Source organism: Ciceribacter sp. L1K22, from assembly GCF_017599385.1.
GTDB lineage: Bacteria > Pseudomonadota > Alphaproteobacteria > Rhizobiales > Rhizobiaceae > Allorhizobium.
The window spans coordinates 529,954-556,601 of the sequence record NZ_JAGFPK010000001.1; the positions used below are offsets into that span (position 1 = coordinate 529,954).

General features: G+C 63.9%; 27 protein-coding genes and 1 tRNA gene. 12 read left to right on the forward strand and 16 right to left on the reverse strand.

Annotation, left to right across the window (positions count from 1 at the left end; genetic code table 11):
• Positions 1-10: 10 nt before the first annotated feature.
• Positions 11-997: a type II secretion system F family protein gene (locus J5J09_RS02505; protein WP_208548125.1), complete on the forward strand. Its 987-nt coding sequence runs from the start codon at positions 11-13 to the stop codon at positions 995-997.
• Positions 998-1,117: 120 nt separating this feature from the next.
• Here J5J09_RS02505 and J5J09_RS02510 read toward each other — a convergent pair whose 3' ends face one another.
• Positions 1,118-1,939, reverse strand: a complete 822-nt coding sequence (locus J5J09_RS02510; RefSeq protein ID WP_208548126.1) for a tetratricopeptide repeat protein — start codon at positions 1,937-1,939, stop codon at positions 1,118-1,120.
• Between the two features lie 129 nt (positions 1,940-2,068).
• Here J5J09_RS02510 and J5J09_RS02515 point away from each other — a divergent pair, with 129 nt between their 5' ends.
• The 4 genes from J5J09_RS02515 (at position 2,069) to J5J09_RS02530 (ending at position 5,173) form a co-directional block, all read left to right on the forward strand.
• Positions 2,069-3,460 (forward strand): leucyl aminopeptidase family protein, encoded by a 1,392-nt coding sequence (locus J5J09_RS02515; protein ID WP_208548127.1) that lies wholly within the window; start codon positions 2,069-2,071, stop codon positions 3,458-3,460.
• A gap of 81 nt (positions 3,461-3,541) precedes the next feature.
• Positions 3,542-3,892, forward strand: a complete 351-nt coding sequence (locus tag J5J09_RS02520; RefSeq protein WP_208548128.1) for a MarR family winged helix-turn-helix transcriptional regulator — start codon at positions 3,542-3,544, stop codon at positions 3,890-3,892.
• An 11-nt stretch (positions 3,893-3,903) separates the two neighbouring features.
• A complete protein-coding gene (locus J5J09_RS02525) occupies positions 3,904-4,755 on the forward strand; it encodes an NlpC/P60 family protein (RefSeq protein WP_208548129.1) in 852 nt (283 codons plus the stop codon).
• A gap of 82 nt (positions 4,756-4,837) precedes the next feature.
• On the forward strand, positions 4,838-5,173 hold the full coding sequence (locus J5J09_RS02530; protein ID WP_208548130.1) for a hypothetical protein: 336 nt from the start codon (positions 4,838-4,840) through the stop codon (positions 5,171-5,173).
• 5 nt (positions 5,174-5,178) lie between these two features.
• Here the strand turns inward: J5J09_RS02530 and J5J09_RS02535 are convergent, their stop codons facing one another.
• From J5J09_RS02535 to J5J09_RS02590, 12 genes are all read right to left on the reverse strand, one after another.
• The gene (locus J5J09_RS02535) at positions 5,179-5,886 is read right to left on the reverse strand and encodes an ABC transporter ATP-binding protein (protein WP_208548131.1); all 708 of its coding nucleotides are present in this window, start codon (positions 5,884-5,886) and stop codon (positions 5,179-5,181) included.
• On the reverse strand, positions 5,883-6,626 hold the full coding sequence (locus J5J09_RS02540) for an ABC transporter ATP-binding protein (protein ID WP_208548132.1): 744 nt from the start codon (positions 6,624-6,626) through the stop codon (positions 5,883-5,885). The genes J5J09_RS02535 and J5J09_RS02540 overlap by 4 nt, the downstream gene beginning before the upstream one ends.
• On the reverse strand, positions 6,623-7,576 hold the full coding sequence (locus tag J5J09_RS02545) for a branched-chain amino acid ABC transporter permease (protein ID WP_246745891.1): 954 nt from the start codon (positions 7,574-7,576) through the stop codon (positions 6,623-6,625). The genes J5J09_RS02540 and J5J09_RS02545 overlap by 4 nt, the downstream gene beginning before the upstream one ends.
• 77 nt (positions 7,577-7,653) lie before the next feature.
• Positions 7,654-8,514 carry a branched-chain amino acid ABC transporter permease gene (locus J5J09_RS02550; protein WP_208548133.1) on the reverse strand — a complete coding sequence of 287 codons (861 nt, stop codon included), beginning with the start codon at positions 8,512-8,514 and terminating at the stop codon, positions 7,654-7,656.
• Between the two features lie 89 nt (positions 8,515-8,603).
• Positions 8,604-9,782, reverse strand: coding sequence for an ABC transporter substrate-binding protein (locus tag J5J09_RS02555; RefSeq protein WP_208548134.1), 1,179 nt, complete (start codon positions 9,780-9,782; stop codon positions 8,604-8,606).
• Positions 9,783-9,999: 217 nt separating this feature from the next.
• Positions 10,000-11,169: an ABC transporter substrate-binding protein gene (locus J5J09_RS02560; RefSeq protein WP_208548135.1), complete on the reverse strand. Its 1,170-nt coding sequence runs from the start codon at positions 11,167-11,169 to the stop codon at positions 10,000-10,002.
• A gap of 354 nt (positions 11,170-11,523) precedes the next feature.
• Complete coding sequence (locus J5J09_RS02565; RefSeq protein WP_208548136.1) at positions 11,524-12,834, reverse strand: TRAP transporter large permease; 1,311 nt, start codon at positions 12,832-12,834, stop codon at positions 11,524-11,526.
• Complete coding sequence (locus J5J09_RS02570; RefSeq protein WP_208548137.1) at positions 12,831-13,346, reverse strand: TRAP transporter small permease; 516 nt, start codon at positions 13,344-13,346, stop codon at positions 12,831-12,833. The genes J5J09_RS02565 and J5J09_RS02570 overlap by 4 nt, the downstream gene beginning before the upstream one ends.
• 66 nt (positions 13,347-13,412) lie before the next feature.
• Positions 13,413-14,528 carry a C4-dicarboxylate TRAP transporter substrate-binding protein gene (locus tag J5J09_RS02575; RefSeq protein WP_208548138.1) on the reverse strand — a complete coding sequence of 372 codons (1,116 nt, stop codon included), beginning with the start codon at positions 14,526-14,528 and terminating at the stop codon, positions 13,413-13,415.
• A gap of 42 nt (positions 14,529-14,570) precedes the next feature.
• Positions 14,571-15,446: an amidohydrolase family protein gene (locus J5J09_RS02580; RefSeq protein ID WP_208548139.1), complete on the reverse strand. Its 876-nt coding sequence runs from the start codon at positions 15,444-15,446 to the stop codon at positions 14,571-14,573.
• Positions 15,443-15,913, reverse strand: coding sequence for a MarR family transcriptional regulator (locus tag J5J09_RS02585; protein ID WP_208548140.1), 471 nt, complete (start codon positions 15,911-15,913; stop codon positions 15,443-15,445). The genes J5J09_RS02580 and J5J09_RS02585 overlap by 4 nt, the downstream gene beginning before the upstream one ends.
• Positions 15,914-15,923: 10 nt before the next feature.
• On the reverse strand, positions 15,924-16,718 hold the full coding sequence (locus tag J5J09_RS02590; protein ID WP_208548141.1) for a crotonase/enoyl-CoA hydratase family protein: 795 nt from the start codon (positions 16,716-16,718) through the stop codon (positions 15,924-15,926).
• 147 nt (positions 16,719-16,865) lie between these two features.
• Between J5J09_RS02590 and J5J09_RS02595 the strand changes: the two genes are divergently transcribed.
• The 3 genes from J5J09_RS02595 to J5J09_RS02605 are packed head-to-tail and all read left to right on the forward strand — an operon-like array spanning position 16,866 to position 21,131.
• A complete protein-coding gene (locus J5J09_RS02595; protein ID WP_208548142.1) occupies positions 16,866-18,707 on the forward strand; it encodes a feruloyl-CoA synthase in 1,842 nt (613 codons plus the stop codon).
• Positions 18,708-18,719: 12 nt separating this feature from the next.
• Positions 18,720-19,481, forward strand: coding sequence for an SDR family NAD(P)-dependent oxidoreductase (locus tag J5J09_RS02600; RefSeq protein ID WP_208548143.1), 762 nt, complete (start codon positions 18,720-18,722; stop codon positions 19,479-19,481).
• 12 nt (positions 19,482-19,493) lie between these two features.
• A complete protein-coding gene (locus J5J09_RS02605) occupies positions 19,494-21,131 on the forward strand; it encodes an acyl-CoA dehydrogenase family protein (RefSeq protein WP_208548144.1) in 1,638 nt (545 codons plus the stop codon).
• Between the two features lie 83 nt (positions 21,132-21,214).
• Here the strand turns inward: J5J09_RS02605 and J5J09_RS02610 are convergent.
• A tRNA-Leu gene (locus J5J09_RS02610) sits at positions 21,215-21,301 on the reverse strand.
• 277 nt (positions 21,302-21,578) lie between these two features.
• Here J5J09_RS02610 and J5J09_RS02615 point away from each other — a divergent pair.
• Positions 21,579-22,070, forward strand: coding sequence for a BA14K family protein (locus J5J09_RS02615; protein WP_208548145.1), 492 nt, complete (start codon positions 21,579-21,581; stop codon positions 22,068-22,070).
• A gap of 53 nt (positions 22,071-22,123) precedes the next feature.
• On the opposite strand, the gene J5J09_RS02620 is transcribed toward J5J09_RS02615, so the two are convergent.
• The gene (locus tag J5J09_RS02620; RefSeq protein ID WP_208548146.1) at positions 22,124-22,432 is read right to left on the reverse strand and encodes a SelT/SelW/SelH family protein; all 309 of its coding nucleotides are present in this window, start codon (positions 22,430-22,432) and stop codon (positions 22,124-22,126) included.
• A gap of 625 nt (positions 22,433-23,057) precedes the next feature.
• Between J5J09_RS02620 and J5J09_RS02625 the strand changes: the two genes are divergently transcribed.
• Positions 23,058-23,504, forward strand: coding sequence for a DoxX family protein (locus J5J09_RS02625; RefSeq protein WP_208548147.1), 447 nt, complete (start codon positions 23,058-23,060; stop codon positions 23,502-23,504).
• A gap of 81 nt (positions 23,505-23,585) precedes the next feature.
• Positions 23,586-24,296 (forward strand): type 1 glutamine amidotransferase, encoded by a 711-nt coding sequence (locus J5J09_RS02630; protein ID WP_208548148.1) that lies wholly within the window; start codon positions 23,586-23,588, stop codon positions 24,294-24,296.
• Positions 24,297-24,318: 22 nt separating this feature from the next.
• On the opposite strand, the gene J5J09_RS02635 is transcribed toward J5J09_RS02630, so the two are convergent.
• Positions 24,319-24,750 (reverse strand): hypothetical protein, encoded by a 432-nt coding sequence (locus J5J09_RS02635; RefSeq protein WP_208548149.1) that lies wholly within the window; start codon positions 24,748-24,750, stop codon positions 24,319-24,321.
• A gap of 1,148 nt (positions 24,751-25,898) precedes the next feature.
• On the opposite strand from J5J09_RS02635, the gene J5J09_RS02640 reads away from it, so the two are divergent.
• Entirely contained in the window at positions 25,899-26,444 is a 546-nt protein-coding gene (locus tag J5J09_RS02640) for a DUF3833 family protein (RefSeq protein WP_208548150.1), read from the forward strand.
• Positions 26,445-26,648 lie beyond the last annotated feature (204 nt).

The window sequence follows — 26,648 nt, forward strand, 5'->3', positions numbered from 1 at the left end:
GGGGCGGGCCATGACACCCGAACTGGCAGCCAGGCTCACCGACCCCGCCACGATCGTCGCCGTCCTCGTCGCGATCGCTGTCTTCGGGACGCTATATACCGTTCTCATCCCCTATCTCGAGAAGGGCGATCTCGATAAGCGCATGCGCGCCGTCTCGACCGAGCGCGAACAGATCAGGGCGCGCGAACGCGCGCGGATGAACGCCGACACCGGTGCGGGTCGCGGCAGTCTTCGTGCCACCAACAACCAGTCCGTCCGCCAGATCGTCGAGCGCTTCAATCTCAGGAAGGCGCTTGTCGACGATGCGACCATGGACAACCTCCGCGCCGCCGGTCTCCGGTCGCAGAACGCCCTGAATATCTTCCTCGTTGCCCGCTTCCTGCTGCCTTTCCTGTTTCTGGCGCTGGCCGCCGTCTGGATTTTCGTCCTTGGAGGGTTGGCCGACAAGGCGCTGCCGATTCGGCTTCTGGCAACCATCGTTGCAGGTTATGCCGGCTTCTACCTGCCCAACATCTACATCAAGAACCGGATGCAGAAGCGGCAGCATTCGATCAAGCGTGCCTGGCCGGATGCGCTCGACCTGATGCTGATCTGCGTCGAATCGGGCATATCGATCGAGGCCGCGATGCGCCGCGTCGCCGATGAGATCGCCGCGCAATCGCCGGAACTGGCCGAGGAAATGGTCCTGACGACCGCCGAGCTGTCTTTCCTCCAGGATCGTCGCACCGCGCTCGAAAATCTCGGCAACCGCACCCAGCTCGATGGCGTCAAGAGCGTGACGCAGGCGCTGATCCAGGCCGAGCGCTACGGCACGCCGGTTGCCCAGGCACTGCGCGTCCTTGCCCAGGAGGGACGGGACGAGCGGATGAACGAGGCCGAAAAGAAGGCCGCCGCGCTGCCGCCCAAGCTGACGGTGCCGATGATCCTGTTCTTCCTCCCCGTGCTGATGGCCGTCATTCTCGGGCCGGCCGGCATCCAGGTCTCCGATAAGTTCTGAGTCTACAAACGGAGATTGACCGGTCGCGATGGCTCCGGTCTGGCGCGAACGGACGCGCTTTTTGCTATCCGGATATTGATTGCGCTGGCTTCTCGCCCACTACGCCGAAACAGTCGTAAATCAGTTCGTGCCGCTGTCGCTCGCCTTGTCGGCCGAGGCGAGCTTCTTCCAGGAATTCTGTTGCGAGAGCATCGCGCGCAGATAGGCGAGGTTTGCGTCCGCCTGTTCCTTGGTCAGCTCGGCGGACGCGATCGTCTCCGCCTCGTTGAAGCGTCCCTGCAATCCGACCACGAGGGCGAGGTTTTGCCGTACCCGGCTGTCAGCCGCCGGCTGCTGTGAAGCCTTGCGGAGATATGTCTCCGCCGTCTTCAGATCGCCGCTCAGCACGTAGGACATGCCGAGATTCGAAAGAATGGAGGGCTCGTTCGGCTGGATGTCAAGGGCCATCCGGTAGCGGTTGCGCGCCTCCTGTGCCCGTCCCAGCTGGTCGAGAACCGCGCCTTCGGCCGAATAGAGCTTCCAGTCGGGGCGATCCGGAGTCTGGGCCCGGGTGATGGTCGTCAGCGCCTGTTCGAGCTGGCCTGCGGCGGCCTGGGCCTTGCCGTAGGCGCCGAGCACCTCTCGGTCGGTGGGATGGGCTATCGCCACCTGTTGCATCACCGCCAGCGCCTGGTCGGAACGGCCGGTCATCATCAGCACATTGGCATAGGCAAGACCGGTATTCCGGTCGCGCGGGTTCTTTTCATAGGCACCGCCGATAGACCGCGCAGCCTGCGCCAGTTCGCCGGCATTCATCGAATCGACAGGCTTGCTGAGCTTCGGGATCGAGCCGGTCGTCATCTTGCTTGGTCCGCTCGCACAACCCGACATCGCCAGAAGCGCCAGGGCAACGCAGGCGCTCGCCGTCAGCCTTGTTCTGAGGGAAGAATGCCGTTGGGCCATGGGATGATCCTTGCAGTCTGGGCGAGCCTTCGCGCATGGCGCGGCAACGCAATCTCCACTCAAGCAATAGTCTGTTAACCCTAATAGAGCGTTAATCCAGATCGGCCCCGATTCCCCAGCAGGCACACAATGGCACCCTTCCAGTACATCGACCGACCGACCCCGTTTTCATCCAAGGCCGGCAAGACCCTCCCCGTCTTCGTGGTCACCCCGGCGCATATCGAAACCGGCACCATCGATCCGCTGGCGCTCGACTGGGCACGGAAAGCCGGCTTCAAGGCTGAGCCCGGCTCGCTGCTCCTGATTCCCACCGAAGACGGCCACGTCGGCGGCGCCCTCTTCGGCGTCGGCGCCAATCCCTCGGATACGCCCTTCCTTAGCGGCCGTCTGGCGCGGTCGCTGCCTGCGGGTGACTGGCACATCGAGACGGCACCGCTGACGGCGAGCCGCCTGCTTCTCGGCTACGGTCTCGGCAGCTACTCCTTCCGGCGATATCTCTCCGAAAAGCCGCAGGAGCCCAAGCTCTTGATCCCGCAGGATACCGATGCCGGCGACATCCGCCGCCAGGTTGCCGGTGTCTTCCTTGCCCGCGACCTGATCAACACCCCGACCAACCACATGGGCCCGGCTGACCTCGAAAAGGTCGTCCGCGATCTGGCCGCCCACTACAAGGCCGAGGTCTCGGTGATCGAGGGCGATACCCTGATCGAGAAGAATTTCCCGCTCGTCCATGCCGTCGGCCGCGCCAGCACCAGCGCGCCGCGTCTGATCGAGATGCGCTGGGGCAAGCCTGGTCATCGCCGTGTCACTTTGGTCGGCAAGGGCGTCTGTTTCGACACCGGTGGTCTCGACATCAAGCCCGCCTCGTCCATGCTGCTGATGAAGAAGGACATGGGTGGCGCCGCCAACGTCCTCGGTCTCGCGCTGATGATCATGGATGCGAAGCTGAAGATCGATCTGCGCGTGATCATTCCGGCGGTCGAAAATTCCATCGCCGGCAATGCCTTCCGCCCGGGCGACGTCTATCGCAGCCGCAAGGGTCTCACCGTCCAGATCGACAACACCGATGCGGAAGGGCGTCTGATCCTCGCCGATGCGCTTGCCTATGCAGACGAGGAGGAGAGCGACCTGCTGATCGACATGGCGACCCTCACAGGCGCCGCCCGTGTCGCTCTCGGCCCCGACCTGCCGCCCTTCTTCACCGATGATGACGATCTCGCGGAATCGCTGGCCGATGCGAGCCTGGAGGTCGATGATCCGCTGTGGCGCATGCCGCTTTACAAGGGCTACGAAAAAGACCTGAAGTCCTCCATCGCCGATCTCACCAACGCCCCGTCCGGCGGCATGGCGGGCGCCATCACGGCAGCGCTTTTCTTGAAGCGCTTCGTCGGTACGTCGCGTCGCTGGGTCCATTTCGACATCTTCGGCTGGTCGCCCTCCGATCGCGGCCACGCCACCGTCGGCGGCGAGGCCCAGGGCATCCGTGCCCTGTTCCGACACCTCTCGTCGGGGGCGAAGTGAAGGCAAACCGTTTGGCGCTGCTCTTGCTTTGACCGTCCGATTGTCTGAAAACAGCGGGAACGGGCATCGTTGGAGTGAGAAATGAGTGTGGAACTGTCAGCTTCCGAGGCCCTCGGGCTTTGGCATCGCGTCAGTCTGCTGCAGGTCAAGCAGGACCAGCGCGACCTGACGCAGCGACAGATGGCAATCCTTCTCCACATCTACCTCGTTCCGCCGCCGCACACGGTCCGCGGCCTGGCGGCGACGCTGGGAGTGACCAAAGCCGTCATTACCCGCGCCCTTGATACCATGGGCGACATGGGCCTGGTCGACCGGGTGCGCGACGACATCGACCGCCGTAACGTCGTGATAAAGCGCACCGTCGGCGGCGCGCTTTATCTGGAAAAGCTCGGCGATCTCATCATTGAGCAGGGCCGCTTGCTCGGAAACTGAAAGCGGACGATATGACGCTGGACAGACGCTTCAACGCTTACCGCGAGGATCTCGCCGACATTGCCCTTGAGGGGCAGGTCGAGGCCGCCCGCTTCACCATGGGCGAGCCCGCCGGCGTTGTTGTCCCCGTCACCGGACTGCGCCCGAAACCCGATATGGCGTCTGGTATCGATACCGAACTTCTACTCGGTGAGGAGGTCACGGTATTCGACCGCTCCGCCGGCTGGGCCTGGGTGAAGGCGGCGTCGGACGGCTATGTCGGTTACCTGCCGGAGCATTGTGTTGGCGATCGCCAGCCATCGCCCACCCATCACATCGTCGTTCCCCGGACCTTTCTTTATCCCCGCCCAGACCTGCGCGCGCCGCTTGCGACGCCGCTCTCCATGGGCAGCCGCCTGGCCATTGTCGGCGAGGCGGAGACGCGTGGCACGCGCTATCATCTGCTGGCGGATGGCCGGGCCGTCATTGCAGCCCATTGTTTGCCGATCGGAACCTGGCCCGCGGACGACTACGTCTCGCTCGCGGCCCGCTTCATGGAAACGCCTTATCTCTGGGGCGGGCGGTCGGGTTTCGGCCTCGATTGCTCCGGCCTCGTCCAGCTCTGCCTGCAGATGATCGGAGCTTCCGCCCCGCGCGATTCAGACGTGCAGGGAAGGGAACTGGGCACTGCCATCGCGCGCGAGGACCTGCGTCGCGGTGATCTGGTGTTCTGGAAGGGACATGTCGGCATCATGGAAGATGCGGAAACGCTGCTACACGCCAACGGTCATACCATGACGGTTGCCCGGGAGGATTTCCGCAAGGCCGTCGAGCGGATTGCCTGGCTCTACGAGCAGCCGACCGGCTATCGTCGCCCGATGTGACCCTTCTTTTACGGCCATTGATCGCCTATATTGGTGGGAGAAGCCACCTTGGGCCGATGTCGGCAGTGGATTGGAAAAGGCGTTGGCGAGAAGCCCGTTTACTCATCTGGCGGTTATCGCGGCCATGGCGTTTGTCGGGCCGGTCGCGGCCGCACTTGCCGCCCCGCCGGTTCAAGGCGAGATATTCGAGGGCCTTCCCGGCGTGAAGCCGCTTGGGCCGGAGGAACCGGAATACCGTTGCCACACCGTGACACGCTATGCCGGCAAACGGAACGGTATCCGCTTCTTCGACGACAACATGCCGTATCTGGCTTATCGTTGCGAGAGCAAGAGCAACGGCGCCGTCTATGAAGGCGGCCGCCCGCCCGTGTCACCGCATTGGTTTCCAGGCATCAATCCGCATCACCTTCCGGAGTGAGCCCGTCACCGCTCGATCGCAAGATGTCGTCCAAGCAGATCGTCGTCGGTGAGCAGCGCCTGGCTCGGACCGCTGTAGACGGCTGCACCACGGTCCAGAATCACGGCCTCGTCGCACAGTGGCAGGATCTTCCGCGCCTTCTGCTCGATGATGATCGCCGACAGCCCCTTGCCCTTCACGATCGCCTTCAGCGCCGACAGCAGTTCGTCGATGATGATCGGCGCCAGGCCCTCGAGAGGTTCGTCGAGCAGAAGCAGTTTCGGGTTGAGCATCAGAGCCCGCGCGACGGCCAACATTTGTTGCTCGCCGCCGGACAACTGGCTGCCCAGATTGCCGCGCCTTTCTTTCAGGCGTGGGAACATCGCAAAGGTGCCCTCAAGCCCCCATGGGCCGGGTCTCGCGATCGCCGTCAGGTTCTCCTCCACGGTCAGCGAACGAAAGATGTTGCGCTCCTGCGGCACCCAGCCGATCCCGGCGCCGGCGCGGCGTTCCGGTCGCATCCTGGTAATGTCCTCGCCAACCAGCCGGATCGTCCCGCTGTGGTGGGTTGTCAGGCCCGCGATCGTGTCGACGAGTGTCGTCTTGCCGGTGCCGTTGCGGCCGAGCAGCGCCATGGTGCGCCCGCGCGCCAGTTTGAGGCTGATGCCGGAGAGCACGCTCGCCTCGCCATAGCCTGCGACCAGGTCCGTGGTTTCTAGCAGCCAGTCGGTCATTCGCCCTCTCCGAGATAGACAGCCTTGACCTTGGGATCGCGGGAAATCTCATCTACTGAGCCCTCGGCGAATACCGCGCCGGCGACCAGAACGGAGATGCGGTCTGCGAAGGAGAAGACGAGGTCCATGTCGTGCTCGATCAGCAGCACTGTGACCTGGGCCGGCAGGCTCGCGACGATGGAAAGCACTTCGTGGCGCTCGTCCTCGGGCACACCGGCCGCCGGCTCGTCGAGCAACAGCACCTTCGGCCGGGCGGCCAGCGCCAGCGCGATCTCCAGAAGTCGCTGCTTGCCATAGGGCAGGGTGGATGTGCGCTCCGTCGCCACCGACGAGAGCCCCAGTTGCTCCAGCAGATCCGCCGCCTCGTCGATGGCGCCGTGGTGCGATGATAGCGGCTTCCAGAGATTGCCGCCGCCATCGCGCTGGCAGATGGCGAGCGTCGTGGATTCGAGCGGTGTGAAATCGTTGAACAGCCGGTTGATCTGGAATGTTCGCGAAAGTCCCATGTGAACGCGCCGGTGCGGCTCTGTCCGGGTGATGTTTTCGCCACCCAGCCAGACCTCCCCCTCCGAGGGCGGCAAGACGCCGGTGAGCAGGTTAATCAGCGTCGTCTTTCCAGCCCCGTTCGGCCCAATAAGCGCATGCCGCGCCCCTTCTCGCACTTGAAGACTGACGTCATTGGTCGCCACGAAGGCGCCGAAGCGGCGTTTCAGGCCCTTGGTCTCGAGTGCCCAGCTCATCGCGGCCCCTCCGGTGCTTTGGACGCCTTGAGCCTCTCGGCCAACCATGTGAACGGGCTGAATAGCCTTTCCCTGCCGACCAGCACGAGGAGCACGAGGATCAGACCGATCCAGAACATCCAGTATTGCGGAGTTGCAATCGAAAGCGCGTCGCGCAACAGCGTGAACGCGATCGCGCCGAAGATGCCACCATAGAGATAGCCTGTGCCGCCGATAACAAGCACCAGCATCACGTCGGCGGAGCGGTGGAACGCAAGAACGTCGGGTGAGACGAAGCTCGTGGTTTGTGTCAGCAGAGCGCCAGCCATGCCGGCGATCGCTGCGGAGATCGTGTAGATCACCACGATCCGTTTTTTGGCAGGAATGCCGATCATCGCCGCGCGAACGGTATTGCCCTTGATCGCCTTCAGCGACAGTCCGAATGGCGAATAGGCGATACGGCGGGTAATCAGGATGCAGACGAAGAGCACGATCAGCGAGTACAGATAGCCGGTCTTGCCGAACAGGTCGAATTCGAACTGGCCGAGGATTGGTCCGGTGAAGAAGCCGGACAGGCCATCGGCGCCACCCGTGAGCCACGCCATCTGATTGGCTGCCTCCGCCATCATCATGCCGATGCCAAGCGTCGTCATCAGGCGCGTAAGGTCGGAGCCCCGCAGCAGCAGGAAGCTTGACAGGAAGCCGGCCACTGCTGCGACGATGGCAGCGAAGCACAGACCCGTCATGGGTTCTGCCGTGACCTTGAGCGAAAGAAGCCCGGCCGCATAGGCACCGATCCCGAAGAACACCGCATGGCCGAGCGAGACGATACCCGTGAAGCCAAGAATGAGGTCGAGCGACAGCGCGAAGAGACCGAGGATCGCGATCTCAGTCAAAAGCAGCATCTTCGTCGGCAGCAGGAAATAGGCCACGAAGGCAGCGATCCAGAACATCGGTTCGTAAAGTCGCATTCTGCCGCGCCGGGCCAGGGAAAGGCGCGCCGCTCCGGCGGGTTTGGATGGTTTGGTGATGCTCTGCTCCGCCATGGTCATCGACCACCGTCCCGCGAGAACAGTCCGTGCGGCCTCAAGACCAACATCACGATCATCAGGGCATAGATCACGAAGGCGCCAATCTCGGGCACGTAGTATTTGCCGGCGACATCGGCGATGCCAAGCATTAGGGAGGCGAGGAAGGGACCGGTCACGGTCGAGGTGCCGCCGACGGCGACGACGATCAGGAAGTAGATCATGAATTTCAGCGGGAAGTTCGGATCGAGGCCCAAGAGTTCGGTCCCGAGCGCCCCGCCGAGGCCCGCAAGCCCGGAGCCAAAGGCAAACGTGAGGGCGAAGACGAGCGAGACATTGATGCCAAGCCCGAGTGCCGTGCGCCGGTCATCGACAGCTGCTCTTAGCCGGCTACCGAAGCGGGTTTTCGCCAGGATCAACTGCAGTCCGACCGCCAGCATCGCGCAGATGACGATGATGAACAGCCGGTAGCGGCCGATCCCGACGCCGAGGATTTCCATGCGGCCCGAGAGTTCCGGCGGCAGCTGGATCAGTTGTTGCTGACCACCCATGAAATAGTCGGCCGCGGCGACCGCCATGAACACCAGCCCGATCGAAAATAGCACCTGGTCCAGATGGTCGGCGCCATAAAGGTGTCTGTAGAGCGCGCGTTCAAGTACCGCCCCGACCGCCGCCGCCACGATGAAGGCCGCCGGCAGGCACCAGTAGAAAGAAATGCCGTAGCGGTTCATCATCACGACGGTGACGTAGCCCCCGGTCATCGCGAAGGCGCCATGCGCGAGATTGATGAAGTTCATCAATCCGAGGGTCACGGTGAGACCGCAGGCAAGGACGAACAGCAGCATGCCGTAAGCAACGCCATCGAACAGGATTGTCAGCATCGGGTCCTTCTCGAATTAGAACCGGTTTCCGGATCATTCTGCTCCGGGCAAGTCGGCAGGGAAAGCCCGCCGCCGTCGGCCCCGTGCTGTTACGGCGCCTCGGCCTTTTCCGGATCCTTCAGTGCCTCGAATGTCGCGAACTCCACATTGTGCAGTTCGCCATCGACTTCCTTCACCTCGCGCACGTAGATGTTCTGGATGATGTCGCGCGTCTCCGGATCGATCGAGACAGGTCCGCGCGGGCTCGTCCACGAAAGCCCCTTCACGGCCTCCATGAAGGCTGGGCCACTGGCATCGCCGCCGGTCTTCTCCAGCGCTGCGTAGATCAGCGCCATTCCATCGTAGCCACCGACGGACATGAAGTTCGGCCGCATGCCGTCGTTCTCCTTCTTGAACGCCTCCACATAGGCCTTGTTCTCCGGGCTGTCGTGAGACGTTGCGTAGAAGTGTCCCGTGATCGTGCCGATCGCCGATGGGCCCATGCTGTTGAGGATATCGTCGTCGGTCACGTCGCCGGTGGCGATCAGCTTGATACCGGCATCTGCAAGGCCGCGTTCGTTGAACTGCTTCATGAACAGCGAGCCAACACCCGACGGCAGGAACACGAAGACGGCGTCCGGCTTTGCATCGCGCACACGCTGCAGGAAGGGGGCAAAATCGGGGTTCTGCAGCGGCACGCGGACGGCTTCCGTGACTGTGCCACCCTTCGAGGTGAACTCCTTGGTGAACCACTTTTCCGCGTCGAGCCCCGGCCCATAATCGCTGACCAGCGTCACGACGCTCTTGATGCCGTTTTGGCTTGCCCAGGTGCCGACCGGCAGCGAATACTGCGGAAGTGTGCCCGAGGTGCGGGTGATGAATTCGGACGCCTTGGTGATCGAGGCCGTGCCCGCCGCCATGACGATCGTCGGCACCTTGGCCTGCGTCGAAACTGGTGCGACCGACATCGCAAGCGGTGTCAGCCCGAAGCCCGCCAGGATCGCCGCGCCATCGTTGACGACGAGCTCCTGCGCCACCCGCCGCGTCTGGTCGGCCACACCTCCGTCGTCGCGGATCACCAGTTCGATCGTCTTGCCGCCCACCGTGGCGCCGTGCTTTGCCATGAAGGTTTTGGCGCCGGCCGAGACCTGCCGCCCGGTGGAGGCGAAGGGACCGGTCATCGGCAGGATCAGCCCTACCTTCACCACATCGTCCGCCGCCGCCGTCTGCAGGCCGGCGACTGTCATCGCGAGCCCTGCGACGCCTGCCAGAATTGCTCTGATCGTCATAAGTTCCTCCCAAGAACCACCCGGACAAACAGGAAGAGTGCCGCCCCGTCATCCGGGTTGCATGGCACCCGGTCTCCCTTCCCGGGGGCTTCATCCATAGTGGCTCGGCCTGGGCAAGGCTCATCAAAAGACCTGCCCCGGGTATAGGATATGGCTATAACACCCGGTCGGGTCACGACCGGGCGATACTGTCGACGGATTGCTTCGCCGTGACCGGTTAAGGCGCGACGTTCGGATCCCTGACCTTCGGATAGGTGGCGAATTCGACGTTGTAGAGCTCCCCGTCGACCTGCTTCACCTCGCGCATGTAGATATCTTGGATGATGTCCCGCGTCGCCGGATCGATGCTGATGGGCCCGCGCGGGCTCGTCCACTCCATGCCCTTCATCGCCTCGACCAGCTTCGTTCCGTCGGTATCGCCGCCGGTCTTTTCCAACGCGGCATAAGCCAGATGCATGGCATCGTATCCGCCGACCGACATGAAGTTCGGCCGCATGCCGTCATTGGACTTCTTCACCTCCGCCACGAAGGCCTGGTTTTCGGGGCTGTCGTGGTTGGCGGAATAGAAGTGGCCGGTGATCACGCCCTTGGCGACCTCGCCGATCCCGTTGAGGAGATCGTCGTCGGTCACATCGCCCGTCGCGATCAGCTTGATGCCCGCCTCGGCAAGGCCCCGTTCGACAAACTGCTTCATGAACAGCGAACCGACGCCCGAGGGAACGAAGACGAACACCGCGTCCGGCTTGGCGTCACGCACCCGTTGCAGGAACGGCGCGAAATCCGGGTTTTGCAAGGGAACGCGCACCGCCTCGACAATCTCGCCACCCTGCTTCTTGAACTGGTCGGTGAAACCCTTCTCGATGTCGTGGCCCGGGCCGTAATCGGTCACCAGCGTAACAACGCGTTTGAGACCGTTCTCCACCGCCCAGGTCGCCACCGGCACCGGCGATTGCGGCCCTGCCATGCTGACCCGGACGAAATAGTCCGACTGCTTCATGATCGCGGATGTCGTCGCCGAGGTGATGATGGCGGGGATCTTCGCCTGGTTCAGCACCGGCGCGACCGACATCGCAAGCGGCGTCAGCCCGAAGCCGGCCAGCATAGAGACACCCTCGTTGACCACGAGCTCCTGCGCGATGCGCCGCGTCTGGTCCGCAACGCCGCCATCGTCGCGCAGCACGATCTCGATTTTCTTGCCCGCCGCCGAGTCGCCGTTAAGCGCGATATAGGCCTTGACGCCCGCCTCGACCTGCCGGCCGGTGGAGGCGAAGGGTCCGGTCATCGGCAGGATCAGCCCGATCTTCACGATATCCTCGGCATAAGCCGGCGTTAGGGAAAGGCTCGCAAGCGCAACACCCGCCGCCAGCAGAACGCGTCTGGTAAGCATGTCTGTCTCCTCCGTTGTTTCAGCCGTGCCGCCCTGTCTCCTCCGGGGCGGGGCCGGCTTTATGGTCTTGCCTCTATCCTCATCGTCATACACCCGCGTCACGGACGTTTTCGTCGATCCGCTAAGGGTCGCTATGTATACAGCTTGTTGGTTGATCGGTTTGGGGACACTGCCGAGCGTGGCCTCGTACGGCGCACATTCCGCCCCGCAGCGAAAGTTTTAAATACAGCAGATGCAGGCCCAACGGATGTGTTCCGCAGCATGCGTTCTCCTCCATGTCTCCTCATGGTTGATAACATCATGTATACAAAACGCTGTCAATGTTGGGTGCCGCGGCGGCACCCGAGCCTGGCGTCAGTTGAACAGCAGTTGCGGCAGCGAGAGCACGATGGACGGCACCGCAATGATCAGCGCCACCACCAGAAGATCCGCCAGCATGAACGGCGTCACGCCCTTGAAGACATCGACGACGCTGACATAGCGTGAGGCGACGTTCTTGATGACGAACACGTTGAGCCCCACCGGCGGCGTGATCATCCCGATCTCCAAGAGCTTCACCACCAGCACCCCGAACCAGACAAGGCTGATGCCCTCCGCCTTCAGCACCGGCAAGAGCACCGGCAGCGTCACCAGCATGGCGCCGAAGGGCTCCATGAACATGCCAAGCACCAGATAGATGATCACGATGATCACCATCAGCTCGGTATAGCCGAGATCCGCTCCGGCGACGAAGGAGCCGAGGAAGCCCGAAAGCCCGGTAATGCCGAGAAAGCGGGTGAACATCGAGGCGCCGATGCCGATGATGAACAGCGAGGCGCAGGTCGAGAGCGTTTCGAGCAGCGAGACTCGCATTACCCGCATCGAGAGGTTCCCAGTGATTGCCGACAGCAGCACGGCGCCGCCGGCCCCGACGGCGCCTGCTTCGGTCGCCGTGAAGTAGCCGGAGAACAGCCCGCCGAACACCAGCAGCACCAGGAGGGCCAGCGGCCAGATGCGGAGGATCGCGCCGAAGCCGCCGGCTTCCTCGAAGCCGGAGGCGAGCGTGCGCGGCACGATATCGGGCCTGAGCCACCAGAAGGCCAGCACCACAAGGCAGTAGCTCAGCGCCGTGATCAGCCCGACGCCGATGCCGCCGACGAAGATCTGCGTGATCGACGTCTCGGCGAAGACGCCATAGACGATCATCAGGATCGAAGGCGGGATCAGCGCCCCGATCGTGCCACCGGCCGCCAGCGCGCCGCTGGCAAAACTTGCCCGGTATCCTGCCTGCACCATCTCGGGAATTGCGATCCGTCCCATCGCGGCGGCACAGGCGATGGAGGAGCCGCTGACGGCGGCAAATCCCGTGCAGGCGAAGATCGAGGAAATCGCAAGCCCACCCGGCACCCGCCAGAGAATGGCCTTGGCGGCCTGGAACAGGCTTCCGGTCAGTCCGGCGTGAAAGGCCACGAAGCCCATTAGCAGGAACATCGGCACCGCGCTCATCGTCCAGCTTGCGACGAAGCTGTAGGGTGTCGATGTGATGATGCCGATCGCCGGCTTGAAGCCGAGCAGATAGGCGATGCCGCCGAACGACACCGTGATCAGCGCCAGCGCCACCGGTATTCGCAGGATCAGCAGCAGGCCGAGGATCGCGATCCCGTAAAGTCCGGTCTCGACGCTCATGCGGGGTTCTCCTGCGCCTCTTCGGCGTGATTGGTGGCGATCTTGATGAAGCGGACGGCGGTAATGAAGGCGGCGAGCGCGAAGCCGGCGGTCGGCAGGAAGTAGCCGGGCCACGTGATGATCTTCGCCTGCAGCGCGATCACGAATGTCCCTGTGTTGAAGTTCTTCACCGCGGTCGCCCAGGTGGCATAGGTCAGCACGCAGTAGAGCGCGCAGGCAATCAGCGCCACCGAGGCATCCGAAATGCGTCTCAGTCGCGGGGATAGAACGAATTCGATCAGCTCCACGGTTACCATTCCGCCTTTCCACTCCACCCAGGCAAGCGGCAGAAAGGCGACCAGGACCATGTAGTAATAGGAAACGATCTCGACGGTCGCCGGCAGCGAGGCGCCTGTGATGATCCGCGCGATGATGTCGGCGCAGACATGGATCATCATCATCACAACGCCGATCGAGGCGACGAAGACCAGCATCCTGGACAGCCTGTCGGCCAGTCCGAACAAGTGCGACATGGAAAGCTCCCGGACCCTTGCGAGGAAGGAAAGCCGGCGAGGCTCAGGCCCCGCCGGCGTTTCGCGTCACATGCCGTAGGTGGCGAAGTCGACCTTGCTCCAGACTTCCTCGTCGAGCCGCTTGGTAATGGCGGCCGGATCCAGGTTGACCTCCTTGACGATGCCGTTCCATTTGTCGACCAGGCTGACGAAACGCGCCACTTTGTCGGAGGCATCGGCGAACCCGAAGCGCTCCTGCGACACCTTCGCGGCGGTTGCCTTGTCGGCTTCCGCAAAATCCTCGACCGCCTTGAGGAAAGCTGCATCAGGCTCGATGAACTCGATCCCCGCCTCCTGCGCCGCCTTCTTCGCCTCTTCCGCGATGCCGTAGCCCCAGCGCTGGGTGAAATCGACATTGGCCCGGTTGGCGGCCGTTGCCAGCTGCTTGCGCTCCTCCGGCGACAGGCTTTCCCAGGCTGAATTGGCGACGGTGAAGTCGGACGAGGCATGATAGGTGCCAAGCGGCACGAAGGTCACGCTCTTCACAAGTTCGACGAGGCGGAACGACAGGAGGTCGCCGATCGAGGCCATCGAGCCGTCGATCACGCCCTGCGACATCGATTCGAACGTGTCGCCGACGCCGATCGCCGCCGGCACCGCGCCGAAGTTCTCCGCCCAGCGCGAGAACGGCGCGCCGCCGCTGCGGAGCCTGAGGCCCTTGAGGTCGTCTGCCGTACGGACCGGCTTGGTTGTCAGCAGCGCATAGACGTCGGACGAGCCGGAGCCGAGATAGACGACGCCGAACTTCTTCAGCTCCTGCTGGCAGACCTCGCAGGTGACCATGTATTCGGTCATCGCCGCCGCCATCGCATGCGGTTCGCGGCCGGTCAGCGCCAGTTCACCGGCCAGCGACATGCTCGGCAGGTCGGCCGGGAAATAGAGCGGCAGCAGATTGCCGACCTCGACGAGCTGGCTCTGGAGTGCGTCTTTCATCTGGCCGAGGCTGACGACCTCTGGCCCCAGCATCTGCGCGGTGAGATTGCCGCCGGAGACCTCGGGCAGGTATTCGACAAGCTTCTGGTAAAGATGGCTGTTGGACGGGTGGGCCGGCGGGGCGCCGGGGGCGACACGCAGTTCGCGCGCGTCGGCGGTGGTGGCGGCCAGTGCCGCCAGGCCTGCGATGACAGAAAGTATGCGTTTCATGTTCAAATCCTCCCAGTTTGGAACACGTTGGCAGTATGGTCTCTAGAGCTTCAGCAGTCTCCGCGCGTTCTCCTTTAGAATGAGCGGGCGGACATCGTCGCGGATGTCGATATTGGCGAAATCCGCGAGCCATCGGTCCGGCGTGATCGCCGGCCAATCGGACCCGAACAGCATCTTGTGCTTCAGCAGGGTGTTTGCGTAGCGCACCAGGATCGTCGGGAAATATTTCGGCGACCAGCCGGAGAGGTCGATGTAGACGTTCGGCTTGTGGGTCGCGACGGACAGCGCCTCCTCCTGCCAGGGGAAGGAGGGATGGGCGATGATGATCGGCATGTCGGGAAAGTCGACGGCCACGTCATCGAGATGGATGGGATTGGAATATTTCAGCCGCATGCCCATGCCGCCGCGCATGCCGGCGCCCACGCCGGTCTGGCCCGAATGGAAGAGCGAGATCGCGCCTTCTTCGGCGATCGCCTCGTAGAGCGGATAGGCCATCCGGTCGTTCGGGAAAAAGCCCTGCATCGTCGGATGGAACTTGAAGCCGCGCACGCCGAATTCGCGCACCAGCCGCCGCGCCTCCCGCGCACCGGCCTTGCCCTTGGCGGGATCGATGGAGGCGAAGGGGATCAGCACGTCCGAATTGTCGGCCGCAATGCGTGCGACTTCCTCGTTTTCATAGCGGCGGAAACCTGTCTCGCGTTCCGCGTCGACCGGAAAGATCACACAGCCGATCTTGCGTTCGCGGTAGTAGGTGGCCGTCTCCTGCACCGTTGGCAGCATGCCTTGGGCACCTGCCGGGTTCTTGAAGTAGCGGGCCATGCCGGCCTGGAACTCGTCATAGCCATCATCGCGCGTCCCGCCGCAGGGTTCTTCCGCATGGGTGTGGATGTCGATCGCGATCAGCTCGTCGATATTCATGGTCTGTCCTCCTCCTCGATGCCGACGAATTTCCGCAGCAGCGAAACCAGCTGACTGCGTTCCTTCGACGTCAGGGGCGCCCCCGACTTCTCCTCGTAGGCAAAGAAACCCGGTGCCGTCCGCGCGATCTCGCCTTCTCCCTTCGCCGTGAGCGTCAGCTCGACGGCGCGGCGGTCCTCGTCGGGAATACGGCGGGAAACGAGGCCATTGTCCTCGAAGGCCCGGATCAGCTTGGTCATATGGGCGCGCTTGATCATCAGGCGCTGGCCGAGCACGCTCTGGCGGATGCCGGGGTTCTGGCCGATCACCCAGAGCACCGAAAACTCGCCGGGCTTCACCCCGCGCGGACCGTTGCCCGAAAAGAAGTCGTCGAAGGACTGCAGCTGCGCCAGCCTGAGCAGAAAGCCGAGCGCATTGGTGAGCTCACCCACCTTCACGTCGCCGGTACTGCGGATTGGCATGTCCATCGTCGGGACCTCAAGTATTGCCGGGGGTCTTCAGCCGCGCCGCACGCTTTTCGAGGAAGGCCCGCAAGCGTTCCTCGGCTTCGGGGCTGGTTGCGGTGAAGGAGGAGATGAAGGACTCGACGAACAGGCCATCCTCCTTGGCCATGTCCTGGATGCGGGGCAGCGCGTTGATCACGGCATAGTTGGACAGCGTTGCGTTCGCCGCAGCCGCCTTGGCGAGCTCGTGCGCCTTGGCGCGTGCTTCCCCTTTCGGCACGACATACTGCACCATATTCCAGCGTTCGGCTTCCTCCGCCGAGGCAACGCGTCCCGTCAACATCATGTCCGTCATCCGGGCGACGCCGGTCAGCCGGGCGACACGAACCGAGCCGCCGCCGCCGACGAAAATGCCGCGCTGTCCCTCGGGCAGCGCGAAGAACGCCGACTGGTCGGCGACGCGGATATGCGTCGATGCCGCAAGCTCCAGCCCACCGCCGACGACGGCGCCATGCAGGGCGGAAATCCACGGGATTGTGCCGTGCTCGATGGTGGAGAACACTGCGTGCCAGCGACGCGAGCCGCGAACGCCCTCGATCGGGGTCTTCTTGACGTGTTCGGCGAGATCGAGACCGGCGCAGAAATGATCGCCATGGCCGAAGACGACGACGGCCTTGGCCTCGTCTTCCGCGCGTTGCACGGCGGTCGCAATCGCTTCGACGAAACGGTCGCTGATGGCGTTGCGCTTTTCCGGACGGTTGAGCCCGATATGGGCGATCTCGTCCTTCAGCTCATAGGTGACGAATTCGCTCGTCGTCGCGCCACTCATCGTCTGTCCCTCCCAGCCCTCTCCGGAGCTTGCGATATTGTGTTCTCGTTGATTGTTTACACGGCGATTGTTTCCTTGTAAACAAAAATTGAGGACGACGGAGGTTGGTCCTCTGTCAGTTTTCGTGACGGATCTGGGAGGAGAGTCATGAACCAAAGCCGAGCCGGCGCGATCAAGGTGTGGTCCCCGCAATTGCAGTGGGAAAAGCGCGACGACGGGTGTTACGTTATCTGGCGCGTCGACCCACTGGGACCGCATCCGGACAAGATCACCGAACGCATGGTCCATTGGGCGACCGTCGATCCCGACCGCATCTGGATGGCGGAGCGAGACGATGCGGGCGGGTGGCGCAAGCTCGCCTATGGAGAGGCGCTCCGGCAGATCCGCGCCCTCGGCCAGCTCTTTCTGGACCACGGCCTTTCCGCCGACCATCCTGTCCTGATCCTCTCCGATAATTCCATCGCCCACGCGCTCGTGGCGCTCGCCGCGCAATATGTCGGCGTGCCCTCGGCCGCCATCGCCCCGGCCTATGCCACCCATGTCGGCGACTTCGGCAAGCTCGCCGACATCGCCGGCCAAGTGACGCCGGGGCTCGTGTTCGCTGACGACGTGACGCCCTTCGCCGCGGCCATCGAGGCGGTATTCGCCCCCTCCGTCCCGCTGCTTTTCTGCCGCAACGCCCCTTCCGCCTCCCGCCCGATGATCGGCTGGGACGAGGCGCTCGCCACCCCGCCGGGCCCGGCCGTTGACGAGGCCTACGCCGCCGTCGGTCCCGATACCGTCGCCAAGTTCCTCTTCACCTCGGGCACGACCGGATCGCCGAAAGCGGTCATCCAGACCCAGCGAATGCTCTGCTCCAACCAGGAGATGGTCGCCGACTGCTACGCTTTCCTGCGTGACGATCCGCCGATCGTTGTCGACTGGGCGCCGTGGAACCACACCGCGAGCGGCAACAAGGTCTTCAACATGGTGATTTACAATGGTGGCACCTTCTACATCGACAAGGGCCGTCCGACGCCCGCCGCCATCGGCGAGACCATCGCCAATCTGAAAGAGGTGTCGCCGACCTGGTTCTTCAACGTGCCGGCCGGCTACGAGATGCTGATCGCCGCCATGCGCAAGGACGACCAGCTGCGCGAGAGCTTCTTTCGCAATCTGAAGTTCATGCTCTATGCCGGCGCAGGCATGGCCCAGCACACCTGGGACGACCTGATGGCGCTGTCCGAGCAGACGCTCGGCTACCGCGTCTTCCTTGGCACGGGCCTCGGCGCCACCGAAACCTCGCCCTTCGCGCTCTTCTGCACCGAGCCGCAGGATGCGCCGGGTAATATCGGCATTCCCTCCCAGGGCATCACGCTGAAGCTCGTGCCCTTCGAGGAGAAATTCGAGCTGCGCCTCAAGGGTCCGAACGTCACCCCCGGCTACTGGCGCAACCCGGCGCTGACAGCTGCGGCCTTCGACGAAGAGGGCTTCTACCGGATCGGCGACGCCGTCCGTTTCGCCGTCCCCGACGATCCGACCGCCGGCTTTTTCTTCGATGGCCGCACGGCCGAGAACTTCAAGCTGCAGACCGGCACCTGGGTCGCCGTCGGCAAGCTCCGTGCCCAGCTCGTCGACCAGTTCGGCGGCCTGATCCGCGATGCGGTGATCACCGCCCCGGACCGTGAGGACCTTGGCGCGCTCGTTATCCCCTTCCTACCGGCCCTGAGGCCGCTTGTGCCAGGCGGCGACCAGATGTCCGACGCCGAGCTTCTCGCCCGACCGGAAGTGCGGGCAGCACTTGCCGACAAGCTCAAGGCCCACGCCAAGGCTGCGACCGGTTCGGCGAGCCGCGTGGTGCGCATCATGATCATGACCGAGCCGCCGCGCTTCGACCGTGGCGAGGTGACCGACAAGGGCTCGATCAACCAGCGGGCGGTCCTGTCCCACCGCAAGGACCTGGTGGAGGCCCTCTACGAGGGCGGACCCGACGTAATTGGCGTCAAGTAGGGAGACGACCTGATGAAGATAGAAGGAGTGAGCGCGCTGGTCACCGGCGGTGGTTCCGGCCTTGGCGAGGCGACGGCGCGGCGACTGGCGGACAAGGGCGCGCGTGTTCATGTGATGGATCTGAACGCCGAGGCTGCGGCCCGCGTCGCCAAGGAGATCGGTGGTGTCCCGATTTCCGGCAACGTCGCAAGCGAGGCGGAGGCGGAACACGCGGTCAGCCGGGCCAACGGGATAAGCGGCGGACTGCGCATCCTCGTCAACTGCGCCGGGATCGGCACCGCCGGCCGCGTCATCGGCCGCAATGGCGTGATGCCGCTTGCCGATTTCGAGCGCGTCATCCGCGTCAACCTGATCGGCACCTTCAACATGATGCGCCTTGCCGCCGCGGCAATGGCGGAGCTGCCGGAACTCGAGGACAAGGCGCGCGGCGCGATCGTCAACACCGCCTCGGTCGCCGCCTTCGACGGCCAGATCGGCCAGGCCGCCTATGCCGCCTCCAAGGGCGGCATCGTGTCGCTGGCCCTGCCGATGGCGCGTGAATTCGCCCGCTTCGGAGTGCGCGTCAACACCATCGCGCCCGGCATCTTCCTCACGCCGCTTCTCCACTCCCTGCCGGAAGAGGCGCAGCAGAGCCTTGCCGCCGCCATCCCCTATCCGGCCCGCCTCGGCGACCCCGGAGAATTCGCCACCACCGTCTGCTTCTGCATTGAGAACCAGTATCTCAACGCCGAGGTCATCCGTCTGGACGGCGCGATCCGCATGCAGCCGAAATAGGGAGGCTTCCCCGTGAGTTACCAGGACCAGGCGGCCCGCACGCTCGCCCTTCTGTCCGCCACGCCCGATTGGCGCCGGGTTCGCGACCTGCGCCCTGACTGCGACGACGCGACGGTGACGGCCATCGTCGAGGAGGCCGCCGCTTTCGCCGAAGGTGTGCTTGCCCCGCTCAACACCGTCGCCGACCGGATCGGCTGCACCGTCTCGAACGGCCGTGTCGTCACGCCGGACGGCTATGGCGAGGCTTTCCGGCAATTCGCCGAGGCCGGCTGGCTCGGCATGGATGTTCCGGAAGAGCATGGCGGCATGGGCCTGCCGCTCGCCGTCCAGTCGGCCTGCGAGCCGCTGTTCGACCGCGCCTGCGTCGCGCTGATGATGGCCGCCGGTGCCTCCCGCGCCGCCTGTCATCTGCTTGCAAGCACAGCCGACGCCGCGACGCAGGCGACCTGGATCCCGCATCTTGTGGCGGGGCAATGGGCGGCGACCATCTGCATTTCCGAACCCGAGGCGGGCTCGGACGTCGGCCGAATCCGCACGGTCGCTCGTCAGGACGGCGGCGTCTGGCGGATCAGCGGCCAGAAGATCTGGATCTCCTTCGGCGACCACGACATGACGGCGAGGATCGGCCACTGCCTGCTCGCCCGCACCAATGCGGCCCCCGGCACCCGCGGCCTCAGCCTCTTCCTCGTCCCCGACCGTCTCGACGACGGCAGCCGCAACGGCGTGGTGCTGGAGCGGATCGAGGAAAAGATGGGCCTCCACGGCTCGCCCACCTGCGCGCTGCGCTTCGAGAATGCTGAAGGCATCCTGCTCGGGCAGGAGGGCAGGGGCCTGTCGCAGCTCTTCGCGATGATCGAGCACATGCGCCTGCAGAGCGGCGGCCAGGGCCTGGCGCTTGCTTCCGCCGCCTGCGACATCGCCGAGGCCTATGCGGCCGAGCGGCGCCAGGGCGGTGCTCCCGACCGGCCGGCTCCCCCGATCGCCTCGCATCCGGACGTCATCCGCCAGCTCGCCCTCATGCGGGCCCGCACCGAGATCGTCCGCGCCGGCGTCACCGAGATCGCCGCTGCCATGGACCTGGCGGCGCTCGAGCCCGACATGGCGGACCGCGAGCGCCTCGGCCATTTCACCGGCGTCATGCTGCCGCTCATCAAGAATTTCGGCGCCGAGGCCGGCTTCAATGTGGCAAGTGCCGGCATCCAGGTTCTGGGCGGCGTCGGCTTCACGAAGGACTGGCCGCTCGAGCAGTATCTTCGCGACTCGCGGATCATCTCGATTTACGAGGGCACCACCGGCATCCAGGCGATCGATCTCCTGACCCGCCGCCTGTGGCGCGACGGCGGCATCGGCTTCGACATTTGCCTGGAGCGGGCCCGCGCCGAGATCGAGGCGGCGACAGTTCCCGAGGCGGCAAGGGCGAGGGAGGCGCTGGCGACCATCGATGCGCTCCGTGGCGCGATGATGGAGCTCGCCGCGACGCCGGAGAAGGGGCTGGAGCGCGCCGACAGCTTCATGCGCGCCGCCTGGGCCTTCGTCTCGGTCTGGCTGTCGATCCGGCTTCTTGAGGCGGGCTGCGACGAGGATGCGATCCGCCGGGCTTTCCCCGTTTTCCTGGCCGAGCTGGACATGCACGACCGGCTCTGCCGTTGAGGAATGTCAGGCAACAAAAAAGCCCGGAAAACCGGGCTTTTGCTTTGCTTCTGGACCATCTAGGACGGTCCGAAACGGGAATTTGGTGCCCAGAAGAGGACTCGAACCTCCACACCCTTTCGAGTACCAGCACCTGAAGCTGGCGCGTCTACCAATTCCGCCATCTGGGCGACGAGGAGCCATGTAAGGGGGGCGCCGGTTGCTGTCAACAGCGTTTTTGAAGTTTTCGTGTCGGCCGTCGGTTTTGCAAGAGAATGCGGTTTTCCGGTTTGCCCACGCAGCAACCGGACGCCCGTCTCGCGTCTTCGAAAAGACATGATCCCGTTCGACTTCTGAAGATGTTATGATGAGCGGCGCGCGTCGAGCGGGGGACCTCGGTCCGGCAAGGACGAGCCCGCGGGCGCCCGGCGGACATCCGTCCGTTCCGGTTTCGAAGAGAGGGCTTCGATGAGTGGCATTCGCAATTATCTGCTGGGCGCACTTGTGAGCCTGGCGACCGTCCTGCCGGCGCCGGTTTCGGCCGCGCCGCCGGTTCCGCCAAGGCCGCAGGTCTCCGGCGACGTGGAAAACGCCCGTGTCGTCTGCGACGACTATGGCTGCTACGACACCCGCCGTCCCTATCCGCCGGATCGGCGTCCGGGCTGGCATCCGCCCCCGCCGCGCCCGGGTTGGGATCCGCCGCGTCCGGGCTGGCGTCCACCGCCGCCGCCCCCGCCGCCCTATTATCCGCCGCCGGTCTACCGACCCCTGCCGCCGCCGCCTCTGCCGGTTTACCGGCCGCCACCGGTCTATGCGCCGCCTGTCTACGGCGTGCCGCCGGCTGTCTGGAGACGGCATGTCAACTGGTGCCTCAACCGCTACCGCTCGTACAATCCCGAGACCAACCGGTTCCTGAGCACCAGCGGTTATTACAAGGTCTGCCGCTCGCCTTATCTCTGAGGCGCCACGGGAAGACGGTTCGGGCGGCGTCGACAGATGCCGCCCTTTCCGTGTCAGCTGTCGAGGCCGGAATCGCCATGCGCGGTCCGGTCGACATGGCCGAGATCGCGGGCCGGATCGATCGCGTCGCGCACCCGCTGCTTCAGCTCCTTCGGTCCCGGAAAACCGCCGTCGCGCTTGCGCTCCCAGATGAGGTCGCCGTCGATTCGAATCTCGAACCTGCCGCCGGTGGACGGCACCAACGCGACCTCGCCGAGATCCGGCCCGAAGGTCTGCAACAATTCCTGCGCCATCCAGGCGGAGCGCAGCAGCCAGTTGCACTGGGTGCAGTAGAGAATGCTCACTCTCGGGGCTGATGCCATGTCGTTTTCCCGCCGAAGCGGTCCTCACGGAAAAGTTAAGCGAAGCCGGGATGCATATAGCGCCTTGTCCTGCACGAATGGACGGTCTGGTTCCCTTTTGCAGCCGCCGCTGTAGGCGGCGATAAGCATTTCCGCATGTAACCGTAGTCGGTCGGACGCAAAATTATATGGGTTCCGCCTTGGGTTGGATGAGATATGGTTGGATACATAATTTCTGGAGTTTTCGCTTAGACGAAAGGTTTTTGAGAGTGAATGAGAAATAAAAATAATATCTTCGTTTCGGCTTTGAAGCCGATATTTGGTGTTCCGACATTTCATCGTCGCGGTACCATTATCTGGGCAATTTTATCCTTAATAATATATAATAAATTTGAAATTCTTTCCATTTATTTTTACATAGTTTTCTTTGTTTCTTGGGCGGCGCTCTCCGTTTTCATTAATGCGGCGCTCTTCCGCAGTGAAGATTGAAAATGTTGGTCGTAGCTGCCGCTTGTCGCTTTCCCGCCGAAGCGGTCCTCACAGAAAAGTTAACTATTGTTATCATGTTTTTAGCCCGGCTGTCTTGAGGCGACGGCGGGTCTGAGTAGAAGGGGGCTTCCTCCCAATTCAGCAAGGACTGCATAGCATGACCCTCCCCCTCGACCGCAACCGCCTGGTCATTCCCCGTCTCGCTCCCCTCTATGCCGGCGGCCACGATGCCGTCGAAACCGTACTGCGCGTCGTCGCGGGCGTGCTGCTCGTAGTGCATGGCTACGGCAAGATCCTCGATCCGTTCGGCGCCGTTGGCATGGTCGAAGGGTTGGGTTTCTATCCCGGCGTCCTGTGGTCGCCGCTGCTGGCCGGCACCGAGTTCTTCGGCGGCATCCTGCTCGCGATCGGCCTCCTGACACGGCCCGCAGCCGTCGCCGCGACGATCGTGCTGCTGGTCACCGTCTATTTCCACTGGGTCGCGATGGACCAGGGGCTGTCCGGGGCCGAGAAGTCGATCCTCTGGGCTGCGATCACGCTCTATTTCGCCTTCCGGGGCGGCAACCGCCATTCGGTCGATGCAAGGCTTGCCCGCACGTTCTGACGTGATCGCCGGCGGCGGCTCTTGAATGGCGGCCGCCGCCGTGCTGATCTTCCGGAAGACCGAATCCGCCTGGGAGTTTAGATGCGCGTCCTGATCGTCGAGAATACCCGCAACACCGATCACGGCCAGGTGGGCCGCGCGCTCGCCGAGGCCGAGGCGAACGTCGACGTGGTCAAGGCCTTCGCCGGCGAAGCCCTGCCGGCGGATCATCGCGACCACGACGCGATCGTCGTGTTCGGCGGTGAGCAGAATGCCCGCGACGACGTCAAACACCCCTACCTGCCCCGTCTCGCCGACCTGATGCGCGGCTTCGGCGAGGCCGACAAGGCCGTACTCGGCATCTGCCTCGGCAGCCAGGTCCTGGCACGCGCCTATGGCGGTGAGAACATGATCGGCGCCGCGCCCGAATTCGGCTGGCAGGCGATCGCCGCGACCGAGGAGGGACGCCGTGATCCGTTGATCCTCGCCGCGGGCACAGCCGAGGGCGGCTTCCACTCCTTCCAGTGGCACGACGACACGTTTTCCCTGCCGCCGGGTGCGGCGCACCTTGCCGAAAACGGTGCGGCCCGCCACCAGGCCTTCCGGATCGGCCGCGCCGTCTATGGCACGCAGTTTCATTTCGAGGCCCATCGCGGCGTCGTCGAGCAGTGGAATTCCCTGTTTCCCGAGATCGCCGAGGCCAAGCGCCCCGGCTGGATCGGCGAGCACCATCCGCGCGAGGCGCCGACGCTTGGCGAACGCGCCGATGCCGCCGGTCTCGCGATCGCACGGGCCTGGGTGGCGCTCGTCTGAGGTCGGGCACCGCATCCGCATCTCAACCCTTGACCGAGTGCTTCTGGCCTCGCCCCTTTGGCCGCATGGGCGCTTTCACATATCTGCGGCGAAGCCGCTTCCACCGGGCGGGAGGATCGTCGTCCGTCGTGTGGAGGCCGGACATGATCCGGAGCGCGTCGTCCTGCGCGCGGCGGCGCTGGCCACGCGGCTCCAGGTGGTAGTCGCGCCCCTGCTGCAAGGTAGAGGTCAGGGCCATGCATTCCCGGACGATCTCCGCGATCCGTCGGCGGTCGCGCACCGAGGCAAGGCTCATGCAGAAGGGTTCGTCCTGCACAAAATCCTTCATGCCGCACCGTCGGTCGCGCCTGCAGCCGGCAATCGTGCAGAGCCGCGGGATCCTGGTGAGTTCCGCCGCCTGCATGGTGAAAAGATGGGTCAGTCCTTCGGTCTTCGTCGTCTCGTGATTGTCCATTTGTCCGCTCCTGAAAAAAATCGCACCCCAAAACCCCGCAGAGGCTCTCCCCCTCCGGTTCGGCATCACCTGTAATGTCTTCCCCGTCACTCGAAACAAAGGGGAAGCGGACGGGGTACCGGGGGCACCTCGTTAGTTTAGTATAGTGGTACCTTCCGGTACCCCGTTCGGCGGTTTTTATCCGCGACTTCGGTCTCTCTGCGGGAGCGTCGGGTTTCCGGTGGAGGATAAACCCCACCCCGCATGCGCCGCCGGGACTTGTCAGGTCCGTTGGCCCGCGCCGCATGCATACCCCGCGCTCCCCTCCGTGCCCCACAGGCACACCCGGCGCCCGGTTAGGGCTGGATGACGGGCCTGGCTGCAAACCCGTCCTCCCCCATGTCGCCGGAGGGAGACCATTTTCCGCGGACCCCGGTGGCAGGCTCTTGCGTCCTTCCCCTGCCACCAGCGCCGGCCCCGCCTCGCCACAACGCCTTGTGGTGTATCCGCGACGGAACGGGAACAAGGATACGGGCGCCGGGAAAAAGGGGGACGCGGACGGTGTGAGATTTTTTTTATGGTGGGGCTGGATTTCTTTTAAGGCTATGATTTTGTTGGAGGATAATTTTGGAGGAAACGCCGCCCGGCCTTTCGCTTTGGCTCAAGGCGTTCGGCGCTGCAATCGATTCACTGGATCGATTGCTCCGCTGCGCGGACCGCGCGTCACCCCCTCACCAACAAAATTTACGACTTAGCTTTGCTAAGATCGTGATTTTTGTCCAGCCAGAACTGTAAACATCCTATCCGGTCTAATCTGTAAACAACCTATCGGCTGGACACGCACCGGCGCGGAGAACGCCGCCTCCACCCTTGCGGGGGAGGACGGAAAATCGAAGGCTTAGGCGAGCGCAAGCCGCCTAAACTTCAGATTTTCCAGGAGGGGGCACAGTTCCTTGGGCACCAACCTCACCGAGCCCCTCTCTTGCGAAATCTGAGGTTTGGCCCTGATCGGGCCAATTCCTCGATTTCCCTTTCTCCCCCGCAAGGGGGGAGATGGGCACGCCACCGCTCCCGCCCGTCCCCACCGGCCCTTGCTCCAGCGCCTCTCACCAATCCAGACGGTTACGGGCGGCGTAGAGAAGGCGCCGCATAAACCGAAAGGAGCTGTCATGACCCTTCTCAACCGCCTGCTCCCCACCCTCACCGCAGCGTCCCTGCTGGCGATTTTATTCATGGTCCCGGCCCAGGCCGCCGATCTGAGGCTTGAGGACTTTTTTCGTGGCAAGACCTATGCCTACGGCACCTTCGGCGCCATCAACGGGCTCCAGCGCTCCTTCAAGGTCGATCTCACCGGCAGCGTGCGCGGCAATGTGCTGACGCTGCGGGAGGACTTCCGCTACGACGACGGCGAACGCGACACCAAGACCTGGATCTTTACCCGCACCGGACCGAACACCTATACCGGCACCCGGGAGGACGTTCTCGGCGAGACCACGGTGCATGTCTCCGGCAACACCGCCCGCTTCAGCTACAGGGTGGATCTCAACGCCGGTGCCGGCAAACCCAATATCGTCCGCTTCTTCGACAAGCTGGTGCTTCAGGAAGACGGCACGCTTCGCAACACTGCGCTAGTGACCAAGTTTGCCTTTCCGGTGGCCCGGGTGAAGGTCAATTTCGCCCGCAGCCGCGCCACGGCCGAGGCGATCCGGCCCTGACCGGACGGCGCGGCGTCGGGTTCGGCAAACAATAGACGTTGACCTCGCGGCCCGGGCCGTTCGCAACAGCACGACGCCACGATACGGTGGAACGGGTTCGCCGGCCTCGTCCGTCGCGTCAATCGAGACGATGCCGCAGCCTTGCCCAACCCACCCTTGCAGCCCGCGCGATGACATGCATTATCGCCCTGCGAACAAATCCCC